The organism is Desulfovibrio sp. SGI.133 (genome assembly GCF_050313955.1).
GTDB lineage: Bacteria > Desulfobacterota > Desulfovibrionia > Desulfovibrionales > Desulfovibrionaceae > Desulfovibrio.
Genome location: NZ_JBNPMK010000005.1, coordinates 1 through 25785, shown reverse-complemented (window position 1 = coordinate 25785; position 25785 = coordinate 1). Strand labels below are relative to the sequence as shown.

22 protein-coding genes and 1 tRNA gene are annotated in these 25785 nt (G+C 63.1%); 12 read left to right on the top strand and 11 right to left on the bottom strand.

The annotated features are described in order from the left end of the window. Window positions 1-3: 3 nt before the first annotated feature. On the bottom strand, window positions 4-1974 hold the full coding sequence (ftsH, locus tag ACQRBR_RS07915) for an ATP-dependent zinc metalloprotease FtsH (protein ID WP_320854845.1): 1971 nt from the start codon (window positions 1972-1974) through the stop codon (window positions 4-6). Between the two features lie 292 nt (window positions 1975-2266). Here ftsH and ACQRBR_RS07910 point away from each other — a divergent pair. The 12 genes from ACQRBR_RS07910 (at window position 2267) to ACQRBR_RS07855 (ending at window position 13320) form a co-directional block, all read left to right on the top strand. Then, window positions 2267-2360 (top strand) — tRNA-Sec (locus ACQRBR_RS07910). A 312-nt stretch (window positions 2361-2672) separates the two neighbouring features. Further along, window positions 2673-3266 (top strand): 4'-phosphopantetheinyl transferase family protein, encoded by a 594-nt coding sequence (locus ACQRBR_RS07905; RefSeq protein ID WP_427812715.1) that lies wholly within the window; start codon window positions 2673-2675, stop codon window positions 3264-3266. A 111-nt stretch (window positions 3267-3377) separates the two neighbouring features. Further along, window positions 3378-4673, top strand: coding sequence for a tRNA (guanosine(37)-N1)-methyltransferase TrmD (trmD, locus tag ACQRBR_RS07900; protein WP_204626173.1), 1296 nt, complete (start codon window positions 3378-3380; stop codon window positions 4671-4673). 61 nt (window positions 4674-4734) lie between these two features. After that, a complete protein-coding gene (rplS, locus tag ACQRBR_RS07895) occupies window positions 4735-5082 on the top strand; it encodes a 50S ribosomal protein L19 (RefSeq protein ID WP_006006452.1) in 348 nt (115 codons plus the stop codon). 135 nt (window positions 5083-5217) lie between these two features. After that, window positions 5218-5937: a ribonuclease HII gene (locus ACQRBR_RS07890; protein WP_414600848.1), complete on the top strand. Its 720-nt coding sequence runs from the start codon at window positions 5218-5220 to the stop codon at window positions 5935-5937. Window positions 5938-5960: 23 nt separating this feature from the next. After that, entirely contained in the window at window positions 5961-6416 is a 456-nt protein-coding gene (locus ACQRBR_RS07885; RefSeq protein WP_427812765.1) for a YraN family protein, read from the top strand. Then, window positions 6349-7197, top strand: coding sequence for a 16S rRNA (cytidine(1402)-2'-O)-methyltransferase (rsmI, locus tag ACQRBR_RS07880; protein ID WP_303878116.1), 849 nt, complete (start codon window positions 6349-6351; stop codon window positions 7195-7197). The genes ACQRBR_RS07885 and rsmI overlap by 68 nt, the downstream gene beginning before the upstream one ends. 46 nt (window positions 7198-7243) lie before the next feature. Next, window positions 7244-7993: a PTS system mannose/fructose/sorbose family transporter subunit IID gene (locus ACQRBR_RS07875; RefSeq protein ID WP_303878117.1), complete on the top strand. Its 750-nt coding sequence runs from the start codon at window positions 7244-7246 to the stop codon at window positions 7991-7993. A gap of 194 nt (window positions 7994-8187) precedes the next feature. Further along, window positions 8188-8475, top strand: a complete 288-nt coding sequence (locus ACQRBR_RS07870; protein ID WP_427812714.1) for an HPr family phosphocarrier protein — start codon at window positions 8188-8190, stop codon at window positions 8473-8475. Window position 8476: 1 nt separating this feature from the next. Then, complete coding sequence (ptsP, locus tag ACQRBR_RS07865) at window positions 8477-10240, top strand: phosphoenolpyruvate--protein phosphotransferase (protein ID WP_168935661.1); 1764 nt, start codon at window positions 8477-8479, stop codon at window positions 10238-10240. A 4-nt stretch (window positions 10241-10244) separates the two neighbouring features. Then, window positions 10245-10700 carry an SsrA-binding protein SmpB gene (smpB, locus tag ACQRBR_RS07860; RefSeq protein ID WP_006006439.1) on the top strand — a complete coding sequence of 152 codons (456 nt, stop codon included), beginning with the start codon at window positions 10245-10247 and terminating at the stop codon, window positions 10698-10700. Window positions 10701-10704: 4 nt separating this feature from the next. Continuing rightward, entirely contained in the window at window positions 10705-13320 is a 2616-nt protein-coding gene (locus ACQRBR_RS07855; protein WP_427812713.1) for a ComEC/Rec2 family competence protein, read from the top strand. A 301-nt stretch (window positions 13321-13621) separates the two neighbouring features. Here the strand turns inward: ACQRBR_RS07855 and mutM are convergent, their stop codons facing one another. From mutM to ACQRBR_RS07805, 10 genes are all read right to left on the bottom strand, one after another. Continuing rightward, window positions 13622-14470: a bifunctional DNA-formamidopyrimidine glycosylase/DNA-(apurinic or apyrimidinic site) lyase gene (gene mutM / locus ACQRBR_RS07850; RefSeq protein WP_427812712.1), complete on the bottom strand. Its 849-nt coding sequence runs from the start codon at window positions 14468-14470 to the stop codon at window positions 13622-13624. Window positions 14471-14668: 198 nt separating this feature from the next. Continuing rightward, a complete protein-coding gene (gene rimM, locus ACQRBR_RS07845; RefSeq protein WP_168935658.1) occupies window positions 14669-15202 on the bottom strand; it encodes a ribosome maturation factor RimM in 534 nt (177 codons plus the stop codon). 6 nt (window positions 15203-15208) lie between these two features. Next, a complete protein-coding gene (locus ACQRBR_RS07840; RefSeq protein ID WP_006006428.1) occupies window positions 15209-15439 on the bottom strand; it encodes a KH domain-containing protein in 231 nt (76 codons plus the stop codon). Window positions 15440-15656: 217 nt separating this feature from the next. Continuing rightward, window positions 15657-15893: a 30S ribosomal protein S16 gene (gene rpsP, locus ACQRBR_RS07835; RefSeq protein WP_072337376.1), complete on the bottom strand. Its 237-nt coding sequence runs from the start codon at window positions 15891-15893 to the stop codon at window positions 15657-15659. Between the two features lie 202 nt (window positions 15894-16095). Then, window positions 16096-17604 (bottom strand): signal recognition particle protein, encoded by a 1509-nt coding sequence (gene ffh / locus ACQRBR_RS07830; protein ID WP_168935657.1) that lies wholly within the window; start codon window positions 17602-17604, stop codon window positions 16096-16098. Between the two features lie 289 nt (window positions 17605-17893). Next, complete coding sequence (locus ACQRBR_RS07825; protein WP_427812711.1) at window positions 17894-18547, bottom strand: outer membrane protein; 654 nt, start codon at window positions 18545-18547, stop codon at window positions 17894-17896. Between the two features lie 437 nt (window positions 18548-18984). After that, window positions 18985-19641: an outer membrane protein gene (locus ACQRBR_RS07820; RefSeq protein WP_303878124.1), complete on the bottom strand. Its 657-nt coding sequence runs from the start codon at window positions 19639-19641 to the stop codon at window positions 18985-18987. Between the two features lie 180 nt (window positions 19642-19821). Then, window positions 19822-21099, bottom strand: a complete 1278-nt coding sequence (locus ACQRBR_RS07815; protein ID WP_427812710.1) for an OmpP1/FadL family transporter — start codon at window positions 21097-21099, stop codon at window positions 19822-19824. A gap of 194 nt (window positions 21100-21293) precedes the next feature. Continuing rightward, window positions 21294-23630: a replication restart helicase PriA gene (gene priA / locus ACQRBR_RS07810; protein WP_427812709.1), complete on the bottom strand. Its 2337-nt coding sequence runs from the start codon at window positions 23628-23630 to the stop codon at window positions 21294-21296. A gap of 258 nt (window positions 23631-23888) precedes the next feature. Next, complete coding sequence (locus tag ACQRBR_RS07805) at window positions 23889-25400, bottom strand: outer membrane homotrimeric porin (RefSeq protein ID WP_427812708.1); 1512 nt, start codon at window positions 25398-25400, stop codon at window positions 23889-23891. Between the last annotated feature and the right edge of the window lie 385 nt (window positions 25401-25785).

Here is a 25785-nt window from a genome sequence, read left to right as displayed (position 1 = left end):
TGGTTATTGCTTGCGCTGTTCGTTTTCATCGTTGTCCTGCGTTCTGCTGCCCGTATCGGCATCGCCCTGCTCCGCCTTTTCGGGAGCGGGTTCAGCAGCCTTGTCCGCCTCGGGCGCCGCAGCGTCCGTGTCGGCCGGATCCGGCTCCAGCACGAAGTCCCCGGCAGGAGCGGCCTTCACCGGCTTGCCGTTGGCGTCCAGCGGCAGCAGGGGCTTGTTTTCCATGAGCAGATCCAGCTCTTCGCCGCTGATGGTCTCACGTTCCAGCAGCGCCTGCGCGATGCGGTCCAGGGCCGCACGGTTGTCTTGCAGCAGCTTGACGCAGCGGGCGTGGGCCTCTTCCACGATGCGCTTGACTTCGGCGTCCACCAGGCGGGCGGTCTCTTCGCTGTAGTTCTTGTTCTGCACCCATTCGCGGCCGATGAAGACTTCTTCACCGGTCTCACCGATGGACAGGGTGCCGATGGCATCGCTCATGCCCCACTCACAGACCATCTTGCGGGCCATGCGCGTCACGCGCTCGATATCGTTGGAAGCGCCGGTGGTGATGTCGTCAAAGACGATCTCTTCCGCCACACGGCCGCCCAGCAGCACCACCAGGTTGTTGCGCAGGTAATTGCGCGAGTAACCGTGGCGGTCTTCCTCGGGCAGCTGCATGGTCAGGCCCAGGGCGCGGCCGCGGGGGATGATGGTGACCTTGTGCACGGGATCGGAACCGGGCAGCAGGCGGGCCGCCAGGGCATGGCCGCCTTCATGGTAGGCCGTGATGCGCTTTTCCTCATCGGAAAGGATCAGGCTGCGGCGTTCGCGGCCCATGAGCACCTTGTCCTTGGCGTATTCGAAGTCGTGCATGTCCACCTTGGTGGCATTGAGCTTGGCGGCCTGCAGGGCGGCTTCGTTGACCAGGTTCTCCAGATCGGCGCCGGAGAATCCCGGCGTACCGCGAGCCAGGGTATCCAGATCCACATCGGGATCCAGAGGCGTACGCTTGGTGTGGACCTCGAGGATACGGCGGCGGCCGCGCAGGTCAGGCGTGGGCACCACCACCTGACGGTCGAAACGGCCGGGACGCAGCAGGGCCGGGTCCAGAACGTCGGGACGATTGGTGGCGGCCAGCAGGATGACGCCCTCGTTGCTCTCGAAGCCGTCCATTTCCACCAGCAGCTGGTTCAGGGTCTGTTCGCGTTCGTCATGACCACCGCCCAGACCGGCGCCGCGCTTGCGGCCCACGGCGTCGATTTCGTCGATGAAGATGAGGCAGGGGGCGTTCTTCTTGCCCTGCACGAACAGGTCGCGCACACGGGAGGCACCCACGCCCACGAACATCTCCACAAAGTCCGAACCGGAGATGGAGAAGAAGGGCACACCGGCCTCACCGGCCACGGCACGGGCCAGCAGGGTCTTACCGGTACCTGGAGGGCCCACCAGCAGCACGCCCTTGGGGATGCGGCCGCCCAGACGGGTGAACTTTTTGGGGTTGGACAGGAATTCCACCACTTCGGACAGTTCGTCCTTGGCTTCATCCACACCGGCCACGTCTTCAAAGGTCACACGGGCCGAGTCCTGGTTGAGCAGGCGTGCGCGGGAACGGCCAAAGCTCATGGCCTTGCCGCCGCCACCCTGCATCTGGCGCATGAAGAAGATCCAGACACCGATGAGCAGCAGCATGGGGAACCACGACACCAGCAGGGTCATGTACCAGGGCTGTTCTTCCGGCGGCTGGGCCTTGACTTCCACCTTCTTGTCCAGCAGGCGGGACACCAGCTCATTGTCACGCGGGGCATAGGTCTGGACGGAAGCACCGTCCGGTCCGCGCCCGATGAGGGTGTTGCCCTGGATCTCCACAGAGCTGATCTGCCCGCCGTCCACACGGCCGATGAAATCCGTGTAGGACACCTTCTGGGCCGAGCTTTGCGGCTGCTGGAACATATTGAAAAGCATGACCATCGCAAGGACTATGGCAGCCCAGAGCATCAGGTTGCGACTAAACTGATTCAATTCGGCCTCCACTACAGAGCGGTAAAGCGTTGTGCTGATGGCGCACCGGTCTGCGCCAAGCAGTCAAGGTACTCTGACCGGCGGCAGGGTGTCAATCGACACCGGTCAGGGATCAGGAACAAGATAAGTCTCTTTTCCCGTCTGGCAATGGGCAGCGCCGGAGAGACGGGAAAATCGCTCTTCCCGCACCATACTCCGGCCCCGGCGCCTTGCCGCAGGGCGGGCTTGCTTTCCCCCGGGCTTTGTGTCACATATATGGCTGTTGTGTGGAGGCGTGTCGTCACCGGTGTGGCGCCCGGTCTTCAAAACCGGTGGCAGGCTTAACCGTCTGCGGTAGGTTCGACTCCTATACGCCTCCGCCATCCCGTCAACAGTCCGTCCGCAAGCCTTGTGCCTGCGGACTTTTTTTGTATCAGCCCCGTTTCGGGAGCGCGGGGCAGGCAACCGCAAGGGTATCCCTGCCTGTAGCAGACGGCGCGTCGGGATACCGTCAGCGCATTGCCTTTTGCCTGCCTGACGGGCATCATCACAGCATGTCCCGGCCCAAACCTTCCTCTCCCTTGCCGCCCATGCTGCTGGCGGCCTGCCCTTTGCCGTCTTTCTCCGGTCAGTCTTCTGTCATGTCACTGCCGGAGCTGCCGGAGGGCCTGCCGACGGCGGAAGACCGGGCCCATATGACGGCTTTCCGTCTTCCGGCCGAACGTGAAAAACGCCATCTGGCGCGGCTGCTGCTGGCGGTGCTGCTGCATCGCGCCGCTGTTGACGGTCTGTCCGCCCTCCCCTCTTTAAGCTGGCATCCCCTGCCGCTGCTGTTCCACCGCATGCGGGAGGCCCGGCTCTTCTTCGCCCGCCATGCCTGCCCCCGCCTGCATCGCCTGCCTTCAGGCCGTCCGTGGCTGGAAGGCTTTTCCGTCAGCTTCAGCTACAGCGAACAGGCGGCCTTCTGCCTGCTGGCCGGGCCTGATACCAGTCCCGGCGTGGATGCCGAGGCCCTGACAAGCCCGGCGCCGCCCGCATCGGCCTTCTCGCCCCAAGAGCTTTTCCCCGGTCTTTCTCCAACAGCCCGGCAGCGTGACCGCCTGCGCCGCTGGACCATCAAGGAAGCCGTCTTCAAGGCCGCCGGTACGGGCTGCGACCGACCGCCGCGCCTGCTGGACAGCGGCCGCAGCGGCCGGCGTACAGGTAACCTCATGCTCGATGATGCCCGTTACCGCTGGCAGATGCTGCCCTGTCCCGCCCACTGGCTCTGCGTGGCGGTGCGGGGGTAAGGCTTCCATTCTTTCCGCACACCAGCTCACCCCGGCCATTTTGTGTCCCCTCGCAGCTGCCATATACAAACATTACTTGCCTTATGCCCGCTTTTGGGTCACTGTGCGCCCATGCTTCGCTTTCATCTGGTCAGCCTTTTCCCGGAGTTTTTCCGCTCGCCCCTTGAGACGGCACTGCTGGGCCGCGCCCGCGAGGCCGGCATCGTGGACTTTTCTTTCCACGATCCCCGCAGCTTCAGCACCAGCCGTCACCATCATGTGGACGACCGCCCCTACGGCGGCGGTCCCGGCATGGTCATGCAGGGCGAACCGGTGGCCGCGGCGCTGCGCTCCATCGAAAAGCCGGGACGCATGATCCTGCTGGCTCCCAGCGGGCGTCCCCTCAATGATGCGCTGGCCCGCGAGCTGGCCCGGGAAGAAGACCTGACCCTGATCTGCGGCCGTTACGAAGGACTGGATGCCCGCCTGCTGGACATCTTTCCTCTGGAGCCCGTGAGCGTGGGCGAAGCCGTGCTCAATGGCGGCGAGACGGCGGCCCTGGCCGTCATCGAGTCCGTGGCGCGGCTGGTGCCCGGCTTCATGGGCAAGGAGGAGTCCGGGGACGACGAAAGTTTTTCCAACGGCTTGCTGGAGTACCCCCATTACACGCGGCCCGAAGTACTGGAAGGCCGCGAGGTGCCGGAGGTACTGCGGGGCGGGGACCACGGTGCCGTAGCGCGCTGGCGGCGGCAGCAGTCGCTGGCCACCACGCTGCGGGTACGGCCCGATCTGCTGGACAGCGCGCCCCTGGTGGCGGAAGATGCCCGCCATCTGGCCACGCTGCCCCGGACAAGGGCCGGAAGGAACCTTTCTTTCTGCCTCGTGCACTATCCCGTGCTGCTGGGCCGGAAAAATTCCGGCGTTTCCTCTTTGACAAATTTGGATATTCACGATATAGCCCGGATTTCCCGCAGCTATGCGATGGGACCGTTCTATGCCGTGACCCCGCTGGAGGACCAGCAGCGTCTGCTACAGGCCATAGTCCGGCACTGGACGCAAGGCGCGGGAAGCAGGGGCAACCCGGACCGGGCCCAGGCGCTCGCCACGGTTTGTCCTGCCGAATCCGTGGATGCCGCTGTGGAACATCTCACGGAGCGCACGGGCATGCGGCCCAGAGTGGTGGCGAGTTCCGCCTCCTGGCCCGCTCACAAGCACGCGCCCCCGCCGCTTTGTCCGGCGGATGTGTGCCGCATGTGCGAAGAAGGTCCTGTGCTGCTGTTGCTGGGTACGGCCCAGGGGCTGGCCCCTGAGGTGCTCGCCCGGTGTGACGGGGTGCTCAGACCCATACGGTATCTGGGCTACAACCACCTTTCGGTGCGGAGCGCGGCCGCTATCCTGGCCGACAGAATTTTGGGCGATTACAAGTAAGCGCCACAGTTTTTCTTCACGACGACAGCCGTCCCAAGGCTGCGTATTTAAGGAGTAGGGCATGGATATCATTAAGAAAATTGAACGTGAAAACATGCGTATGGATATGCCCGTGTTTCGCTCCGGCGACACGGTGAAAGTGCATCTGCGCATTGTGGAAGGCGAAAAAGAGCGTATTCAGGTGTTCCAGGGCAACGTGATCCGCATCCAGCGCGGCACCACCGACGCCACCTTCACCGTGCGCAAGATCTCTGACGGCGTGGGCGTGGAACGCATCTTCCCCCTGCACTCCCCCTTCATCGACCATGTGGAAGTGGTGAGCCAGGGCCGCGTGCGTCGCAGCCGTCTGTACTACCTGCGTGCCCTCAAGGGCAAAGCCGCTCGCATCAAGCCCCGCGGCCGCTTCTGATTCGCAGCCCAGCGGAATGTCCATGGCGGCCTGAGGGTCCTGTGAACATGCCCGGGCAGAATACGAACGGAATGAACCTCACCCTGCCTTGCGCGGGGTGAGGTCTTTGGCGTTTTAGCAACCGAGTGAAACACGATGCCCCCTCGCCGCAAAAGATCCTCCGCCGCACCGGCCCCGGAACAGGGCCTGCTCTGCGCCCTGCCCTCCCGTCCCCTGCTCATGGCGGGCATCGATGAGGCGGGCCGCGGCTGCCTGGCCGGCCCCGTCGTGGCGGCGGCCGTCATCCTGCCGGAAGAATACGACCTGCCGGGCCTCACGGACTCCAAGGCCCTGAGCGCCGCCCAGCGGGAACACCTGGCGCCCCTGATCCGCCAGTGCGCTCTGGCCTGGGGGCTGGGCGTGATCTGGCCCGCCACCATCGACCGCATCAATATCCTGCAGGCCACCTTCGAAGCCATGAGCCGCGCCGTGGCCGGCCTCAAGCGCAGGCCCGGCCTTTTGCTGGTGGACGGCAACAAGACCGTGCCCGAGCCCGTCCTGCTGCCGCACTGGCGCAAGCGTCATGCCGACGCCCCCGATCTGCCCCGCCAGAATGCCGTGGTGGGCGGGGACAGCTCCGTGCCCGCCATCTCCGCGGCCTCCGTCCTGGCCAAGACCTACCGGGACATGCTCATGGAGCATCTGGAGCGCCGCCATCCCGGCTATGGTTTCGCCCGGCACAAGGGCTACGGCACGGCCGACCATTACGAGGCCCTGCACCGTCTGGGGCCCTGCCGCCAGCACCGGCTGACGTTTCGCGGCGTGCTGCCCGACAGGGACGAAGGCCCCGGGACCCGGCAGGGGAGCCTGCTGTGAGTTTTCTTTCCCGCCTGCGCCGTCTGGCCGATCCTTCCGGGACACCGGCAGGGGACGAGCGTGCGGGCGGGGACCACAAGGCCGCCCTGGGCCGTGCCGGGGAAGATGCCGCCGCCACCCTGCTGCATGCGCGCGGCATGCGCATCCTGGCCCACAACTGGCGCAGCGGCCCGCTGGAACTTGACCTTGTCTGCCGGGAAAGCGACACTCTTGTTTTCGTGGAAGTCAAAACTCGCGGTCCGGGCAGTCTGGGCAGCGCCCTGGACGCGGTGGGGCCGCGCAAGCGGCAGACCCTGATCCGGGCCGCACGGGCCTGGCTGGCCGCGCATGACCAGTGGCACCTGCCCTGCCGCTTTGACCTCGTCTGTATCGAACCGGGGCCCACGGGCCCGCACATGGAGCACATCCGCCATGCTTTCGACCTCTCCGGCTCCGGGCCATCTGTGGATAGTGGCCACGCCTCTTGGCAACCCTGGTGACCTTTCTCCCCGCGCCCGCGAAGTCCTCGCCGGTGCCGACCTCATCCTGGCCGAGGACACCCGTCGCGCCGGGCTGCTGTGCAGCCAGTGCAACATCCCGGCCCGCCGCTTCCTGAGTTTTCATGACCACAACGAGAGCGAACGGCAGGAAGAGGTCCTGCGCCTGCTGCGTCAGGGCCAGAACCTGGCCCTGGTCTCGGATGCGGGCACGCCCCTGCTGGCCGACCCCGGCTACCGTCTGGTGCGCGCCTGCCGGGCCGAAGGCCTGCCCGTCTCGCCCGTGCCCGGTCCTTCAGCGCCGGTGACGGCCCTTTCCGCCGCGGGCATCCCGCCCCTGCCCTACACCTTTTTGGGCTTTTTGCCGCGTGATGCCGCGGGCCGCCGCGCCACGCTCTCGGCCTTTGCCCGCACGCCGGGCTCGCTCATCTTCTTCGAGCGCAAGGACCGCCTGCGCGAGAGCCTGGCCCAGGCCGCGGAGCTGCTGGGCCCCCGGGCCGTGGCCGTGTGCCGGGAATTGACCAAGACACATGAGGAATTTATACTTGGCCGTCTGGAGAAATGGCAGGAGCTGCCCGAAGAACTGCTGGGCGAGATCACGGTCATCATCGGCCCGCCGGAACAGAAGGAACGCGTCGATGAAGCCGAGGCCCGCCGGGCGCTGGAAGCTGTCATGGCCGCCGCGGACGAGCGTCTCAAGCCCAAGGAAGTGGCCCGCCGGGCCCAGGAGATGGCCCCCGGCTGGAGCGCCAAGGAGCTTTACGAACTGCTGACCCGCGCCTGAGCCTTTCTCCGCCACGGAACCGACCGCCCAACCAAGCGAGCCCGTCATGTTGCCCACCCGGACAGCCCTTTCCTGCCTTGCGCGAAGCTGCTGCATCAACGCCGCCGTCACGGCACGCGGCATGCAGCAGCTGGGATTGCTGTTCGCCCTGGAACCGGCACTGCGCCATCTGTATCCCGAGGCCGAAGCCCGGGCACAGGCGGCGACCCACTACAGCGCCCACAGCAACACCCATCCCTACATGCTGCCGTTCTACATGGGCCTGTTGCTGAACATCGAAGAACAGGTGGCCGAAGGCAAACTGCCCTCCAACGCGCTGGACACGGTGCGCCGCACGCTGGGCACCACGCTTTCCGCCGTGGGGGACGGTTTTTTTGAAGGGGGCGTCTTCCCCTGCTGGGCGTTGTGCTGCATCTGCTTCCTGCTGGCCGGGCACACGCTGCCCGTCATCCTGCTGACGGCCCTGCTGGCCGTGGCCCTGCTGGCCTTCAGGACAGGCACGTTTTTCTTTGCCCTGCGCTACGGGCTGGCTGCCCTGGCCTGGCTCAAGCGTCTGGGGCTCATCAACTGGACCGGCCGCATCAAGGTCGTCAATGCCTGCCTGCTGACCGTGGCGGCCGCCATGCTGCTGCCCTACAGCGGGGACCGGCATACGCTCCTCTGGTGTATGGGCGGCGGCGCTGCCGTTCTGGCCGCCGCCTGGATCATCGGGCGCCTGCATTTGCCGCGCATCGTGCTCTGGCTGATCCTGCTGACCTTTCTCGTGCTCATGGACACGGGGCTGGTCGGCCTGTAAAGGCCCTTGCCGCCACGGCAGGGAAACATCCGGCCACACGGACGGGAAAGGCGCGCTCCGCAGGGCCTGCGGCCGCCTCAAACGACAGGGACGCCTACGGCATGGCATCCTTGCCGCAAGGCCCCCGATGCGGTGCGGGGGACCGTCAGGAACAGATCGTACAGGTCGCCCCGGGCGACCAGGGAGAATATATCATGGCAGAAGTTCAGGAAACACCCGAAGGCCTCGTCCTCCCCATCACGCTGCATACGCGTGGCGGGCTGCACGCACGGCCTGCTGCCCGTCTGGCGCAGGAGGCCCAGAATTTTTCCTCCGACATCCAGATCCAGAGCGACAACGGTACCGCCGATGCCAAAAGCATGCTGGATATCCTCTCCCTCGCCATCTCCACAGGCTGCACGCTGACCCTGCTGGCCCGTGGCGATGACGCCCGCGAAGCCCTGACGGCCCTGGCCGATTATCTGGAAAATCTGCAGGACTGATATGGCACGCTCTCTTCTTTTCGGTACGTCCGTCTCTCCCGGCATCGCCATCGGGGTGCTGCGCTTCGCCCACAATGTCCAGACCGTGGAGATGCGCCGCATCAGCCCGCGCGAAGTGGAAGGCGAGCAGGAACAGCTGCGCGCCGCCGTGACCAATGTGCGCGCCGCCCTGCAGGAAGCCATGGCCAAGGTCCCGGAAGACCTTTCCGAATACCGTGAGGTCATCGCCGCCCAGATCGAGCTGGCCCGCGACCCCAAACTGGTGGGCAGCGCCCTTTCCCGCATCGAGAAGGAACTGGTCTGCGCCGCCTGGGCCCTGGACAGCACGGTGGAACAGCTGTGCAGCATCTTCCGTAACATGGACGACCCCTACCTGCGCGACCGTGCGCAGGACATCCGGGCCGTGGGTCTGCGCCTGCGCGAATGCCTGGCCGGCAGCTGCGCCCTGCCCGCCGCGGCCGGTGCCGGCATCCTGGCCGCCCAGGATCTTTCGCCCGCCGACGTCATGGACATGGATTTCAAGGACGTGCGGGCCGTCATCACGGCCGAGGGCGGGCCCACGTCGCACACGGCCATTTTGTCGCGCGGCCTGCACATCCCGGCCCTGGTGGGCGTCACCGGCCTGCTGGAGACCGGCAAGCCCGGTGAAAAGGTCATCGTGGACGGCCTCAACGGCTGCCTGCTGCTGGATCCCGATGCCGACGACCTGGCCACTTATGAAGAGCGCCAGCGCGAGTATCAGGAGTGGGAGGCCCGCACCCGCAGCGAGTCCCACTGGCCTGCCGAGATGCGCGACGGCGTGCGCGTGAGCGTCCATGCCAACCTGGAACGGCTGGAAGAGATGGACGAACTGCAGGCCAGCGGTGCCGAAGGCGTGGGCCTGTACCGTACGGAATTCTCCTTCCTGCGGGAGCATCTGCCCAGCGAGGAAGAGCTCTATGCCGAATACAGCGCCGTAGCCCGCAAGGCCGCGCCCGCGCATGTGGTCTTCCGTACCCTGGACGCCGGTGCGGACAAGATGCTCCGCGCCCAGGAAGCCCTCAAGGAACCCAACCCGGCCCTGGGCCTGCGCGGCATCCGCTTCTGCCTGCGGCACCAGAAGATCTTCCGCAGCCAGCTGCGCGCCCTCATGCGCGCCGGGGTGGAAGGCAATATCTCCCTGTTGCTGCCCATGATCTCCGGCCTGGCCGAGGTGCAGAGCGTGCGCCGCATCATGCAGGAACTGCAGCAGGAGCTGCAGGCCGCCGGTCTGCCCCACGCCGCCGACCTGCCCCTGGGCATCATGGTGGAGACCCCGGCGGCCGTGCTCATCGCCGATGCCCTGGCCCGCGAATGTGACTTTTTCAGCATCGGCACCAATGACCTCATCCATTACCTCATGGCCATCGACCGCAACAACCTGCATGTGGGCTATCTCAACGAGGCCCTGCATCCGGCTGTGGTCCGCTCCCTGAAGCGCATCATCGACTCCGCCCACCGCGAGGGCATCGGGGTCTCCGTCTGCGGCGAACTGGCCGCCGACCCCTACGGTCTGGCCCTGCTGCTGGGCATGGGCGTGGACACGCTCTCGGCCTCGCCGCGCTTCGTGCCCGGCATGAAGCACATGATCCGCCGCCTGGACGCCCAGACCTGCATGGACATGGCCCACAGCGTGCTCATGAGCACCGACGTGACGGCCTCGCAGCGCATGCTGCGCGAACGCCTGCAGGAGAGCCTGGGCTCGGAGCTGGCCTTCCATACCACAAGCATCATGACGAACAGTTAGGAATATGAGCAAAAAACCATCCCCGTCCACCATCGCCGTCAACAAGAAGGCCCGCCACCTGTACGAACTCTCCGACTTCGTGGAAGCGGGCATCAGCCTGACCGGTCCTGAAGTCAAAAGCATCCGGGCCGGAAAGATCAACTTTCTGGACAGCTATGTGGATTTCCGTGACGGCGAGGCCTTCGTGCTTTCGCTGCATATCGCCCCGTACGACAATGCCGGCTATGTACCGCAAGACCCCGACCGCCCGCGCCGCCTGCTGCTGCACGCCGCCGAGATCCGCCAGATGGCGGCCCGCGTGGAACAGAAAGGCCTGACCGTGGTGCCCGTGCGCATGTATTTCAAGCAGGGCAAGGTCAAGATGGAGATCGCCCTGGGCCGCGGCAAGAAGCTGTTCGACCATCGCGAGACCCTCAAACGCAGGGCTGAAGAGCGCGACGCCGCCCGCGATCTGGCCTGATATCATGTGGCGTCCGCCGCTGGCCCCGGGCCTTCTCTGGCAAAGCTGGCTCTTATGCTGGTTGCTGGGCCTGCTGGCGGCACGCTGGCCCGGACCCGCGCTCTGCGCGGGTCTTTGCGTCCTGGTGGCGGACAGCCGTTTGTGGCGTCTCCCCCGACTTCTGACGGGCTGTGCCGTCGCCCTGCTGGGCTGCGTCACGGCCCAGGCCCTGTTGCCCGCTTTTCCCACGCCCCCTGTATTGGAACAGCTGTACGAGGAACGTACCCCTCCCCGCCACTGGCCTGTGCTGGAAGCCAGGGTGAGCGATGTGCGCACCCTGCCGGAACAGCGCCTGCGAATCAGCCTGACCGACCTGCACCTGCAACAGCCTGACGGCCAGACACTGGTCCGCCTTCCCGGCAACCTTGCCTGGACATGGGAACAGGCCGCCGTCTTCCCGCTGCCGGGGCAGACGGTACGCTTACAGCGCAAACTGCTGCCCGTGGACAATCAACGCAACTTCGGCCTCACCGATTGGGGCTTCTGGTGGCACAGCCACGGTACCGGCTGGCGCATCTGGAGCCGAGGCACGGGCGGGCAGCCCGCCGTCGACGGCGCCCCCTCCCCCTTTGCCCAACAGCGTCTGGAACTCATACGGAAGTTCCTTGCCGTGCTCCTGCCGGGCAGGGAAGCCCTCTTGCCGCCCGCCGCCGCTTCTCCCTCCGGTCTGACGGCCGCAGCCCCTCCTCAGCCCCCTGCCGCCGCGCCTTCCACGCCTTCCGCGGCACCGGTGCCCCAGGGCAAAGCCATCCTGCTGGCCCTGCTCTTCGGAGAACGCTTCCTGCTGGAGACGCCCACCGTAAAGGCCTTCAACGCCGGCAACCTTTCCCACAGCCTGGCCCTTTCCGGGCAACATCTGCTCGTGGCCGGTCTGGCAGGGATGCTCCTGGTCTGGCTGGCGGCCCGTGTGCACCCGGGGCTCTATCTCTGGCGCCCCCGTACCGTCCTCATCCCGCTGGCGGCCTGCCCGGCGGCCCTGGCCTATCTCTGGCTGGGCAATGCGCCGCCTTCGCTGCTGCGGGCGGCCGGGATGCTCCTGTTGCTGGCCACGGGCATGGCCCTGGCCCATTTGCGCTGCATGCCGCTGCCCCAAACGCTCCGGGAGCGCCTTCCTTCCAGCGGGCTGGATGTCCTGTGCTGCACGCTGCTCTGCATCACCGTCATCTCCCCCCTGTCCGTCTTCGATACCGGTCTGCAACTTTCCGCCCTGTGCGTATCCGTCATCTGCTGCGCCACACCACTCATGGGGCAGCTGTTGCGCCGCATCCCGCGGACGTCCCCCGGGCAGCGCCTGCTCCGTTCACTGGCCAGCATTTTGCTGGTCTCCTTCTTCATCCAGCTGGCCCTGCTGCCCCTTTCCCTGCTGCTGTTCAACAACAGCGGTCTGTGGTTCCTGCTCAATGTTTTCTGGCTGCCCGTCCTGGGCACCCTTGTCCTGCCGGGAGCCTTTCTGGGGCTTGGCCTCAGCCTGTGCGGCCTTGACCCGGCAGCCACCCTGGTGCTGGATGTGGTGGCCCTGCCTTGCCAGTGGCTGGTGGACGGCCTGCTTTTCCTCCAGACGCAGGGCTGGCTCAGCGTCCCCCCCATCCTGCGGCCCCACTGGACGGCCCTGCCCGCCATGGCCTGCCTTTTTCTGGCTCTGGCCCTGCGGGCCGGACGCCCCGGCTTGCCGCCGGCGGGAAAGCGCCTGCTCATCTGTGGTCTGCTGCTGGCCTGTGTGGGCCCGGCCCTGCGTCTGCACCACAGTCTGGTGCCCCGGCTGGAGCTTTCCGTCCCTGACGTGGGACAGGCACAAGCCGTCCTGCTGCGTCTGCCGCATAGCCAGACCCTGCTCGTGGACGCCGCAGGCAGCATGTCCCGCTCCTGGAACCCGGGACGCGAACTTCTCCTTCCCCTGCTGACCTGCAATGCCCGCCCCGGTCTGGACGCCATCATCAACAGCCATCCCGACATCGACCACGCGGGCGGCATCCCTCCCCTGCTGGCGGCCTTTCCCGAAACGCTCCTGCTGCACAACGGCCAGCCGGGCAGCGGCCAGATGGGGCATATCTGGCAGGCCACCCTGCAAAAACGGAAGAACGCCCCCCTCCATGCCGGGGACATTCTGCAACTGGGCGATCCCGAAGACGGGCTGGCTCTGCATGTACTGCATCCGCCCCGACCAGCCCCGGGCATCTCTGTCTGGGAAGGCAACAGTGCTTCCCTGATCCTGCGTCTGGTCCATAACGGGCACGGTCTGGCCCTTTTCCCCGGTGATGCCGACGGGGCCGCCCTGCGTCACCTGCTGGCCAGCGGCCAGAACGTGCAGGCCGATGTCCTGCTGGCACCGCACCACGGCTCGGACAGTTCTTTTTTGCCTGAATTCCTGACGGCTGTACGCCCCCGGCTGGTGGTGGCCTCCTGCGGCGCCTTCAACCGCTTCGGCCATCCCGGGAAACAGCTCAGACAATGGCTGGAAGAACAGCAGATCCCCCTGCTGCAGACAGGACGCCATGGGCATGTCCGTGTGACCTGGCCCCTGTCAGGCGACACGGACGTCCCTCTTCTGAACTGGGACACCGCCCGGCCGATACGGCCCTGAAAAAATACCGCGGTGCCCAAAGTTGCTGCACGGTTTGTAAGGTTGTTGCTACGGTACAGCTAGCAGCATTTTCAGATCCCACTGGGAAGGGAGGCCTCCCGCAACTCCTTCCCCAACGTACCTGGACCTGGGACAGATACGAGCAACGGGCCGCTCCCCGCAGAGAACGGCCCGTTGCTCATCACGGCTGTGCATCAGCCATACACAAATATTTGTAAGACTGACGGCCTCAAATACCCGCCAGACTAAAGTCTCCTGAGATAGGGGACTTTACCGCCCCCCTTCCCCAAAAGATCGCCCGCTACTTCTGGCACTGCGGACAAAATACCGTGGCCCGGCCGGCGATGCGCCCTTTTTCCAGCTCCGTGCCGCACCGACGACACATCTGTCCGCCACGGCCATAAACGAAAAAGGTATTCTGGAAAGCACCCACATTGCCGTTGGCATCCCGATAGTCACGGATGGAGCTGCCGCACTGGGCGATGGATTCCCGCAAGACCTCCTGCAAAGCACAGCGGAGACGTTCCGCTTCTGCCTCCGAAAGCTCCCCGGCAGGCCGGCGGGGATCGATACCGGCCCGGAACAGGGACTCGTCCGCATAGATATTGCCGATACCGGCCAGCACGGTCTGATCCAGCAGGGCGGCCTTGATGGCCCGGCGTCCGTGCAGACGCGACCCCAGAGAACCGGGCCCCATGTCCAGCGGTTCCGGCCCCAGCGAACGCCAGAAGTCCCAGTGCTCCAGCAGCTCCGGCGTGGCGGCAAAGACCAGGCCGAAGGAGCGCACATCATCGAAAAAGAGCTGTGCCCGACTCCCGTCAGGCCGCTGCAAATGGAAGATGATGCGCGTGTGCTTCAAAGGGGCGGCCCCTTCCGGGTGGACCATGAAGCGCCCCGTCATGCGCAGATGCACGGCCAGAATCGACGGCACAGGCAAAGCAGCGGCCACGGCAGGCGGCTCCAGATCCAGCAGGGCCAGCTTGCCCCGGCGACGGGCAGCGCTGATGCGCGTCCCCGCCATTCGCTCCACAGGAAGGCTCAGGGGATGCAGGGAACGCTCGCGCAGCACGTCCACCCGCTCGATGCAGCATTCCAGTACCTGCGGCCGCAGAGTGCGGACGACGGTCTCCACTTCCGGCAATTCGGGCATGATCCACCTCATACGAAAAGACCTGCCGAGGGCAGGTCCAAAACAGCAGGGGTCGGAACCCATCCGACCAGGAAAAAGACAGCCCGTGTTGCGGACAGCACGGGCAGCAAAAAAGACAGGCAAAAAACAGGGAACAGGAAGTCGTATGGACGGTCCGAAATGCCCGCCGCAATCCGGCGGCAAAGCCGACTCCACAAGCTAGGCCTGTTCGTCACCGCCCAGATAGATGTCCAGCAGGCCTTCCGGCGGCGCGATGTGGATGCACTCCCCTTCCAGGTCGAAGCCTTCGATGAACGAGGCTTCCGCAGGGAACAGGACTTCCTTGCCGTCATCGGTCACGATGCTCCAGACCTCCAGACCGGCAGGATATTCCACATGATCCAGCACGCCCAGGCGGGAGCCGTCAGGCAGGATGACGGCAAAGCCCAGCACGTCCTCTACGTAGACTTCGTCTTCGTCCACAGGGGGCAGCAGGTCGCGGTCCACAAGGATCTTCTGGCCGCGCAGGGCTTCGATGTCGTTACGGTCGGTCACCCCCTCCAGCAGGAGCAGGGGACGACCTTTGTGCATGCGCCACGAACGGGCCCGGGCAGGACGCGGCGGAGCATCGCCCGCCTGCAACCAGAAAGGACCGTCCAGCAGCGAAGGGGAGTCTGCGTACCAGTCGACGCAGATCTCCCCCTTGATACCGTGCGGGCGCGCGAGCGTGCCCATATGGATGCGTCGTGCCATGAGGAACTATTCCAGGATCTCGAGTACGACGCGTTTTTTGGCCTTGGTGGACGCGGCGCTGAGCAAGGTACGCATGGCGCGTGCCGTGCGGCCCTGCTTGCCGATCACCTTACCGAGATCTTCCTTGGCGACCTTCAATTCCAGCACAGTGGTCTGTTCGCCTTCCACCTCGGTGACCTGCACCTGATCAGGGGCGTCCACGAGCGAACGGGCGATAAATTCAATCAAAGCTTTCATTGCTGGCCTCCCGCAAGTCCTGCCGTGACAAGACTGTTGGTGTGAGCGGGCGCTGCATCTCCGCGGGAAAAGCCCGCGGGAAAAGCGCCATGCGCCTGCGGTGCGGTACATCCATCAGGCAGTCCCCTCAGGGATCTGCCGTGTCAGTACCGCACACCGGAAGAACATCGGGCCAGTACCGGAAAGACCGGTACGATGGTATCCTGCAAAGATACCCTTAGGCCATCTTCTTGAGCAGAGCGCGAACGGTGTCGGTGGGTTCGGCACCGCGATCCAGCCAAGCCTTCACCTTTTCGGCGTCCAGCTTCACTTCGGCGGGATCGGTCATGGGGTTGTAGTAACCCAGGAATTCCAGCGGACGGCCATCACGACGGGTTTCGTCGTTGGCGGCCACGACGCGGTAGAAAGGATGCTTCTTGCTGCCCAGACGGGTCAATTTCAGCTTAACAGCCATGATTATCTCCTGTTTGTGCTATGGTAGCGTTGCGGGGGCAAAAGAGCAAGTTTGCCCTCCCCCCATTATATCAATGACCAGTGCGCCGCAACGATTTTTTTATCGCGTCTCCGGCATCGCCGCAGCCGTCTGGCGATGAGGTTTCGCCGTGCGCTGCCGGGGAACGGACGCTGATCCGTGCGGACAGACCGCACGGACGGGCCTATTTCTTTTTGCGCTTGGCAGGCCGTTCGCGCTTCTTGCGCTTTTTGGCCGCCGCCGACTTGCCGTGTCCGGCATCCGGCAGCCCCATGGGAGGCATACCGGGCATGCCACCCATACCCGGCATCATGCCGGGCATCCCGCCCATGCCGCCGGGCATGCTCATGCCCCGGGGCATCCTGGGCATGGCGGGCATCCCCTTGGCCTTGCCGCCCATCATCCCCTTCATCATCTGGCGCATCTGCTCGAACTGGCGCACCAGCTGGTTGACCTGCTGCACCGTGACCCCGGCGCCCTTGGCGATACGCGCCCGGCGACTGCCGTTGAGGATATCGGGGTTGCGGCGCTCGGCCATGGTCATGGAATTGATGATGGCTTCGGTACGGGCCATTTCCTTTTCAGGCATGGCACCGTTGGCTTCGGCCAGCTTTTCGCGCAGGCCGCCCATACCGGGGATCATCTTCAAAATACTGTCCAGAGAGCCGAGCTTCTTGATCCGGCGCATCTGGGTACGGAAATCTTCCAGGTCGAAGCTGGCCTTGCGCATCTTTTTGGCAAGGGCTTCGGCCTCGTCGGCGTCGATGGTGGCCTGGGCCTTTTCCACCAGGGTGAGTACGTCGCCCATGCCCAGGATGCGGCCCGCGATGCGGTCAGGATGGAAGACCTCCATCTCGGACAGCTTTTCGCCCATACCCACGAACTTCACCGGGGCACCGGTCACCGCCCGGATGGACAGGGCCGCACCACCGCGGGCATCGCCGTCCATCTTGGTCAGCACCACACCGGTCAGGCCCAGACGTTCGTTGAAGGACTCCGCCACGGTCACGGCATCCTGACCGGTCATGGCGTCGGCCACGAACAGGATTTCCTGCGGGTTCACCGCCGCCTTGATGGCGGCCAGTTCCTGCATCAGGGGCTCGTCCACATGCAGGCGGCCGGCGGTGTCCAGCAGGACCACCGTGGCCTGCTGCTCGCGGGCGGCTTCCATGGCCTGACGGGCGATGTCCACGGGATTCATGTCCACCGTGGACGGGAAGCAGGGCATGTCCAGCTGCTTGGCCAGCACGGTCAGCTGATCGATAGCCGCGGGACGGTACACGTCGGCAGGCACCAGATAGGGACGCATCTTCTGCTTGCGCAGCAGATTGGCGATCTTGCCCGCCGAAGTGGTCTTACCGGAGCCCTGCAGGCCCACCAGCATGATGACGGCGGGTTCCTGCCCCTGCAGGTTCAGCCCCGCTGTCTCACCGCCAAGCAGCCCCACCAGTTCTTCATGGACGATCTTGACGACCTGCTGCGCCGGGCTGACGCCCTTGATGAGTTCCTGTCCCAGGCACTTCTGGCGGACGTTCTCCACAAAGTCCTTGACGACCTTGAAGTTGACGTCGGCCTCCAGAAGGGCAAGACGCACCTCGCGCAGGCCGGCCTGGATATTTTCTTCCGTCAGCTGGCCGCGTCCGCTGAAGGAGCGGAACACACCGGAAAGGCGATCGGAAAGACTTTCAAACATGGGAACCCCGCTATCAAGTTACACTGAAAGGCCCTGCCCTCCCTGCCGCAGGACATGGCGGCAGATCACGCGGGCCCGGCCAGCGCATACAGAATTGTGATTCATAGGCTGTTTACGACGTTTCGTCAAGAAAAGACCGCAGTGGCGGCCAGCACGGCTTTTACCAGGCCGTCCCGGCCTGTCTGTGGCTCACGGATCCCGGGAGATATGCCCTCATGTTGCCCTGCCCTGCCAAAAAACAAAAAAGGCCGCCCCCGAAGGAGCGGCCAGACGTGCTGAAGGACTCAGACTAGAAGGTATAACGCAGGCCGAGCATGAATTCGTGGTTGCTGGGCTGGTTCTTGATCTTGCCGCCTTCGGGGAGATCCACTTCGTAGTAGCCCAGGTTCACATAGCGGTAGCCCAGATCCACGGCGAAGTTGTCAGTGATGTCATAGGCCACACCGGCGCCCACGTTCCAGGCGAACGTGGTACGGTGATCATCGAAGTTGGCATTAAAGCCCGGGGCAGAGAAGGTATAGTTGGCGTAATTGAAGGCCATGCCCAGACCGGCGCCCACATAGGGAGTGAAGGCCGTGCTGTTACGGAAGTCATAGTAAAGGTTCAGGAACAGCGTGGAAGCGTTCCAGGCGCCCTTGATGTCCAGCTTTTTGCTGTAGTTCCAGCTTTTTTCACTGTTGCCGCGCAGGGCATATTCCACTTCAGCTCGTACAGGCACACCGAACTGGCTGTTGAAGTCATAGCCCAGGGCCAGAGCGCCGCCCAGAGTGAACTGGCTGTAATCCTCGCTGGGCCCATTGGGGCCCACCTCTACCGTGGGATAGTTATTCTGAATGCTCATCAGGAATTTGGGGGCCAGGTACATACCGGTACCTTCGGCCTTGGCCACACCGGACAGGGCCAGAGCGCAGATCAGCGCCAGGGCAGCAAAGTAACGTTTCATGTTTTCTCCTTTCTTTGGGAAGTTAACTGCGCTGTCCGTGGTAACAGGCAGTGTTTGGGATTTTCTTCCCTAGCAGGAAGGAGGAGAATTTTCAAGAATAATTATTATATGCTATATTTCATAACATTTGAAATATATTACATTTTCGTTTTACATCTTTTCCAGAAGACTCTGCCATAACAGAGAGAAAAATGTTCATTACGATGATTCATACTCATAATCAGCTAGGATCCATGATGATATGACTATCATGATATTTTTATCACAATCAGCAAAATAGTTGTTCCAATAAGAAATGTTCCTGCATCCTGGAAACTACGGCCTTGCCCATTCAAACAAAGAAAAAGATACTTATTTAGTATAATTAAAGATCGACATAACAAAAAAGGCCGCTCCCAAAAGAGCGGCCTTTTTTGTTGGATCGCGGGTGATGCGCCCTAGAAGGCGAAGCGCAGGCCCAGCATGAATTCGTGGTTGTAAGGACGGCTGCCCACCTTGATCTGGTCGCCGTTCAGGGTACCGGTGGCTTCGGTGTAGCCCAAGTCCACATAGCGATAGGCGGCGTCGATGTACAGGGCATCGTTCACATTGTAAGCCACACCGGCGCCCACGTTCCAGGCGAAGTTGGTGGTGCTTTCATCACGGGAAACGGAACTGCGGTCACGATGCAGGTCGAAGCCCAGGTAGTTGAAGGACATACCGATACCGGCACCGATGTAGGGCACAAAAGCGCTGTCGTTGCGGAAATCATAGTACAGGTTGGCAAACAGTGTGGAGCTGTTCCAGGTGCAGTCCACGCCGCCCCAGTTGCTGCCCCAGCTCTTTTCGCTGTTGCCGCGCAGGGCGTATTCCAGTTCCACACGCAGGGGCACCAGATACTGGGGCCAGAAGTCATAACCGGCAGCCAGAGCGCCGCCCAGGGTGAACTGGGAGTATTCGTCCACGCCGCCCATACCGGAACGTTCGATAGTGCCGGTTTCCTGAATGGTCATCAGGAACTTGGGAGCCAGGTACATACCGGTACCTTCGGCCTTGGCCATGCCGGGCAGGACCAGAGCCACCAGCAGAGCCAGTGCAAGGATGGTGCGTTTCATTGCTCTCCTCCAAAGAGATGTTTCCTGCAGAGCAGGGCCTGTTCAGGCGGATAAAAGTTTAGACTTTCTCAAACGGGACTATAGAGACTTTCTAGCCGCTGGTCAAATAGTCTGTACGCAGGGCATGAAAAAAGGGCGCCGCCCCAAGGACGACGCCCCTGAAATCTGCCGGAAAGCAGCCTAGAACTTGTAACCGAAGCTCAGCATGTAGATGTTGGCCACGGTGTCCTTGGAATTGCCGCCGCTGATGCCGGTGAGCTGGAAACTGTCACGGATACCGCTGGCATCGGTGGAATCGTAGCTGGTGGGATTGATCCACATATGGCAGTAGGCGAAGTCCACAGTAAAATCGTTCCATTCCACGCCCGTGCCCAGGGTCAGGGCCGTGCGGCCATTGGACGGCACCATGAAATCGGAATGGTCTTCGTTGATGACCGGGGTCTCGTACCAGAAACCGGCGCGCAGGCTCCACCAGTCCAGGGGCTTGTATTCCACGCTGGCGTTGAAGTTCCAGCCGTCGTTCCAGTTTTTGTGGCTGATGGACTGGTTGCCGTTGTCCATGTAGATGTTCAGGGAGTTGTAGGTGGACCAGCGCGTCCAGACAGCGCCCACTTCAAAGCTCAGATTGTCCAGAGGCTTGTAGGCGATGCCCAGGGCCAGGGAGTCGGGCAACTGCACAGTGCCATGGAGGTCGCAGTCATCAAGAGAAACTTGGGCAAGTGTACTGTTGCGCTCAAACTTGCCTTCACCATAGGCATTGACCGTGACCTGGGTCTTGTAGGCAAGGCCGATGGACCACTCATCATTCAAGCGGGCGTGCAGGCCAAAATGGCCGCCCACGCCCCAGCCAGAGGCCTGGACTTCGGCATCATGATCCAGACCGGGTGTAAGCCCCGCCGCACCGAAATTGAAACCGGGAATCTTCTGCTGCGTGGTCAGATTGACGTTCATGATCTCCAGACCGGCGGACACGGAGAACATGTCGTTGATCTTCCAGGCCAGGGTGGGCACGGCGGAAACGGTCTGCAGGTTGACGCTGTACAGGTTGTAACGGCCGGTCCAGTTCTGGTCATAGCTGTTGCCCAGACCGAAGCGCGAGAACACGCCCAGGCCCAGCCACAGGCTGTCGTTGAGCTGCCAGCTGGCGTAGGCGTGCGGCGCGGCCCACACAGCGGGCTTGGTGGTGGTTTCCTGCTTGCCGTAGGTCGTATCCAGCGACAAGGTCCCCATGGGAGCGATAAGGCCCATCCCGCCCATGACCTGGACGCCGGGCAACTGGGTGATGCCGGCCGCGTTATAGGCAATGGCCGACACGTCGTCGGCGCGGCCCACCATGCCGCTGGCCAGCCCCAGACCGCGTGCGCTCCACTCGGTCAGCGCAAAACCTTCAGCCATGGCGGACGACGCCATTCCCAGAACCAGGACCACCCACAGGCCCACCACACGCAAAGCTTTCATTCTTCCTCCCTTGACCATGAAGTACCGGGCAAAGTCCTTCCGCCCGGTCCTGACTCCTGCCCTGCTGTGCCCGGCTATAGGGCACGCCGCTCGCTCAGGCATCAGGACCGGTCAAAGGCCGCAAAAATGCCGGGGCAGGCACCACAGAGCTTTCCCCAGTAAAATCCCGCTTACGGGAAAAATAAATCGCAAGATTAGAGCATATTGACAGGGTCAAGGTCAAGGAAAAGCCGCAAGCGACTGGAGCACTGCTGCCGCAAAGCTTCATGGTACAGCGCCCTGACCGACTGCCAGTCAGCACTTTTGATGAGGCAGGAAAAACGCCTGCGCCCCCGCAGCATGGCCAGAGGCGCCGGGATAGGCCCCAGCAGGCGCACGCCCAGCTCACGGGCCCTGGTTTGCAGCAGACGGGCCAGCTCCCCCAGCGCCGCGGCACCGCCGGAATCTTCTGCCGAGAAGGATATGCGCAGCAGGGCAAGACGTACGAAAGGCGGATAACCATATTGCCGCCGCCGGGCCAGCTCGGCAGCATAAAAGCCTTCGTAGTCACCATTCTGGACATACTGCCAGCAGTAGTGGTTGGTATTGCGGGTCTGGATCAGTACTCGCCCGGGTCTGTCACCACGCCCGGCCCGGCCCGCAGACTGGACAAGAAGTTGGAAGGACCGCTCCGCAGCCCTGTAGTCCGGCAGGTTGAGGCCCAGATCGCCATCAGCCACGATAGCCAGGGTCACATCAGGAAAATGATGCCCCTTGGAGAGCATCTGCGTGCCCACAAGGATGGGAGACTCGTGCCGGGCAAAGGCCGCCAGGATCTCTTCCATGCGTCCGGGCCGCCGGGTGCTGTCGCGGTCGAGGCGCAGAACTGGCTGCCCGGCCAGCGTGGACAGATATTCTTCCAGTCTTTCGGTCCCCTCTCCCATGGGCAGGAAGTTCATGCTCCTGCACTGCGGGCAGGGGCTGGGAAAAGGAACGGCATAACCGCAGTAATGGCAAACGAGCCGCCCCCGCCCTTTATGATAGGTCAGGGCGATGTGGCAATGCGGACAGCTGACGGTCTCCTTGCAGTCCAGACAGTACAGCAGGGGCGCATAGCCGCGCCGGTTGAGCAGGACAACGGCCTGCTCCCCACGTTGCAGCACTTCGCGCAGGGCCTGCTCGCTGCGGGCGGCCAGCAGGCTTTCCCCGGCAAGACCGCTGGTATCTACCAGCTCCACCGGTGGCAGGGGGCGCCCCCCTACCCTTTCCGGCAGTCGAAGAAGATCTATCTGCCCCTGGCTGGCCGCATGGAAGGTCTTGATGTCCGGCGTCGCCGAACCCAGCACCAGAAGACCGCGTTGCCGTGCGATGCGCGACCAGGCCAGTTCCTTGGCCTGATAGGGCAAGGATTCGTCCTGCTTGAACGAACTGTCATGCTCTTCGTCCAGGATGACGCAGCCCAGTTGCGGCACAGGCAGAAAGAGTGCGGAACGCGTCCCCACCACGAGGCAGGGCTCCTGCCGGGTGGCCAGGCGGCGAAAAATCTCCTCGCGCCGTGCCGGAGTCTGATAGCCATGATAGAAAAACAGGGGCACATGGGGCAGAACGCAGGACGCATCCCGACGCAGCTTGCAGGCAAGCGCCACTTCGGGAGCCAGCAGGAGAACGCTCTTGCCCTGCCCTATACAATGACGGATCAGTTCCAGATAAACGGCTGTCTTGCCGCTGCCGGTCACGCCGAACAGCAGGACCGAGGCAGGCCGCTCCGCCTCCAGCGCAGCACACATGGCCTCCAGGGCGTTCTGCTGGTCTGCATTGAGGGCAAAGGCCCGGGGCGCAGGCGGAAGCAGTTCGTCAGCGGGTTCATCAGCATCCGCGTGGCGCAAGGCCACGAAACCGGCCTGCAACAAAACTCGCAGGGCGGGAGCGCTGCCGGTTCCCAGATCCCGTGTCAGCTGGCGGCGGCTGACCTGGCCCCGTTCGTGCAGATATTCCAGTATCTCGCGCTGCCGGGCAGCCTGGGGGCGTACAGGCCAGGGAGGATCCACGCGCAATACGCAAAGCTCTTCTCCGGCGGCATCCCGGCCCGGCGCTGCAAGGCGGGCCTCGCCCCGGCACAGGGCCGCAGCCAGAGCTTGCCGAAGATCCGCATCCAGCTTTCCTACCTGTTTCACCGTACAGGAAAAATCCCTGTCCGCCGCCAGCCAGCGGATACGCAATTCCACCTGGCGCAGGCCCTGCGGCAGCACATGTCCGAACACACAGCCCGGTTCCAGCCCCTGCCGGACAGCCAGATCCCGAGCCAGAGCCCTGATCTCCTCCGAGAGCAGCGGGGCTGTCTCCAGCGGCCAGGCGACCTCCTTGCAAGTGACTCCGTCAGGAAGATCGCTGTGCTCCAGCCGTTCCATCAGAATACCCGCCCGCAACGCCCCCCGCCCCAGAGGAATGGCCACGCGCAGGCCGTCTTGCCAGAAGTCTTCCGGAAAGATGTCGGGCAAGGCATAGGTCAGGGTACTGTAAGGAGCGGAAAGCAGAGCGATACGGGCAAACATGGGACCTCAGCAGACTGCAGGGAGGGTTGCCCCTCTCCGGGACAGGGACGTTGTTCCGGCTCCATGCATAAAAAGCTACAGACAGGCAGGAACACACGGGGGAACAGGCTGTTACCACCACAGCATAACAGAGGCCCCAGCCAAGGCAAGGCCGCAGTAGAATGCGAAGGAAGAGGCAATGCCAGCCTTCCTTACTTCCTGCCATGCATAAAAAAAGGGGGGCTTGCGCCCCCCTTGAAAGCATCTTTGCCGTAAAGACTAGAAGCTGTAAGCGAAGATCAGCTGGGCCTTCCAGGCGTCCTGCTTCTTGTAGGAATCGCTGCGGTAGCTGCGCTTCCAGGTGTCGTCGTCCACCAGGTTCACGATGTAACCCAGTTCCAGGTTGGCTTCCAGGTTTTCGTAGATCTGGTAGCTGTTGACCAGGTTGAATTCCAGCAGACCGTCGTTGGTGGTCAGGTAAGGACCGTCCTTTTCGCCGTAGTTGCCGTCATTGTTGAAGTTCTGCCAGCCGTAGGAGCTGTTCACATACTTGGCCATGGACGGGCTGTTGGTACCGCCCCAGTAGGCCACGCGGAAGGAGTGCTTCAGGTCTTCCACGAAGCTCAGGTCGTGGATGCGCAGACCGATACCCCAGGTACCGGCATAGGTCATATTGCGGTCATACAGGCTGTCGGAAGTGGACCAGCCGTAGTTGCCGTCGCCCATGAAGGACATGAAGTTACCGCAGCCGGAGATGCTGGGCATACGCTCGGAACCGTTCTTGACGTTGCCGTCGTCACCGGAAGCATACCAGCCGAAGATGCCGGGAGTACCCCAATCCATCTTGTATTCCACCAGGGCCTTGACCAGCCAGCCTTCACGCTTGGTGTCGCCCATGCGGAAATCGGCAGCAGAGCCATAGCGTTCGGCCTGATAGCGGCCCATGGATTCCACGTAACCGTAGTTGATGTCCAGCTCGACGTTCAGCGGATCCCACAGGGTCAGGGAGATGGGCAGACCGGCCCAGAACATGGAACCGTAAGCCTTGCCGGTATCGGCCTTATCAAAATCGAACTTATCACCGCCGTTGGCGTAACGGGCGTACGGAGCGGTGGAGGTCAGGGTGTTGGTGTTGGCACCAGCCATGCCGTACATGGCCCAGGGGGTCACCTTCACGCCGTCGAAGGTCAGGGGCACCATCAGGGCGAACAGATCCATGTTGTCATGGTAATTCACACGATCGGTGCCGGTGTAGTTGTCGTTGAAGGGACGGGCCCACATGGCGGTCAGGGCCACGTTTTCGTTGAACTGGTAGCTGGCGGTGATGGCAGCCACGTCGTCATCCAGGATGGCGGAACCACCGGCCACGTTGGGCAGCTGGATGCCCTGGATACCCATGCGGAACTTGAGGTCGGTGTTGGGCACCATCCAGTCGATGTAGGCGTTCTTCAGTTCCACGATCCTCTGGTCAGCACCCATGGCACCGCCATTGCTGTTCTTGCCCCAGTTGGTGTCACCGATTTCGAAGAACACGGTACCGGACAGGGCTTCGGAAGCCACGGCGTCCAACTGCAGACGCAGACGCTGGGAAGCGCTGAAGATGTCATCGGTATCAGCGGCCTTGTTGTGATTGCTGGCCTTATTGGTCTTGGTGTGGCTCACCAGAGAGCCGTCACCGGCGGAGAAGCCCATCAGCCACTGGCCTTTGGCCTTGAAATCAATAGCGCTGGCGCCGGTAGCGACACCCAGCAGCATACCCGCAGCAAGAGCGAGGGTCATCAGCTTTTTCATGATAAAAACCTTCCTTCCTGAGAGAAATTTTCTGGCTCCACTATGGAACGCTCCTCCCCAGGGACGTCCCATTAGCCAGTTCTGGACAAAAAATGTACGCTTTTCCGTTTGAGTACAAATTTTGTTACGCAAGCATACGCATGCCCGTTGTCTCCGTCAAGGGGGAAAGGTCAATTTTTTGAACCGTGCCCTGAGCGGCAGAATCAGACAAGCCTACCGACAAGCGATCCCATGCAAACCTTACCCCACCGGCTCTGCGGATCAGTCTGCCAAAGAACGCCGTTATAACTATCATAGAAGCTGGACGGTCCCAACAGCGTTCGCACTATCGTTGCTGCTCTGCAGTATCTCAAAACGCAAAAAGCCCCGCCGGAGCGGGGCTTGA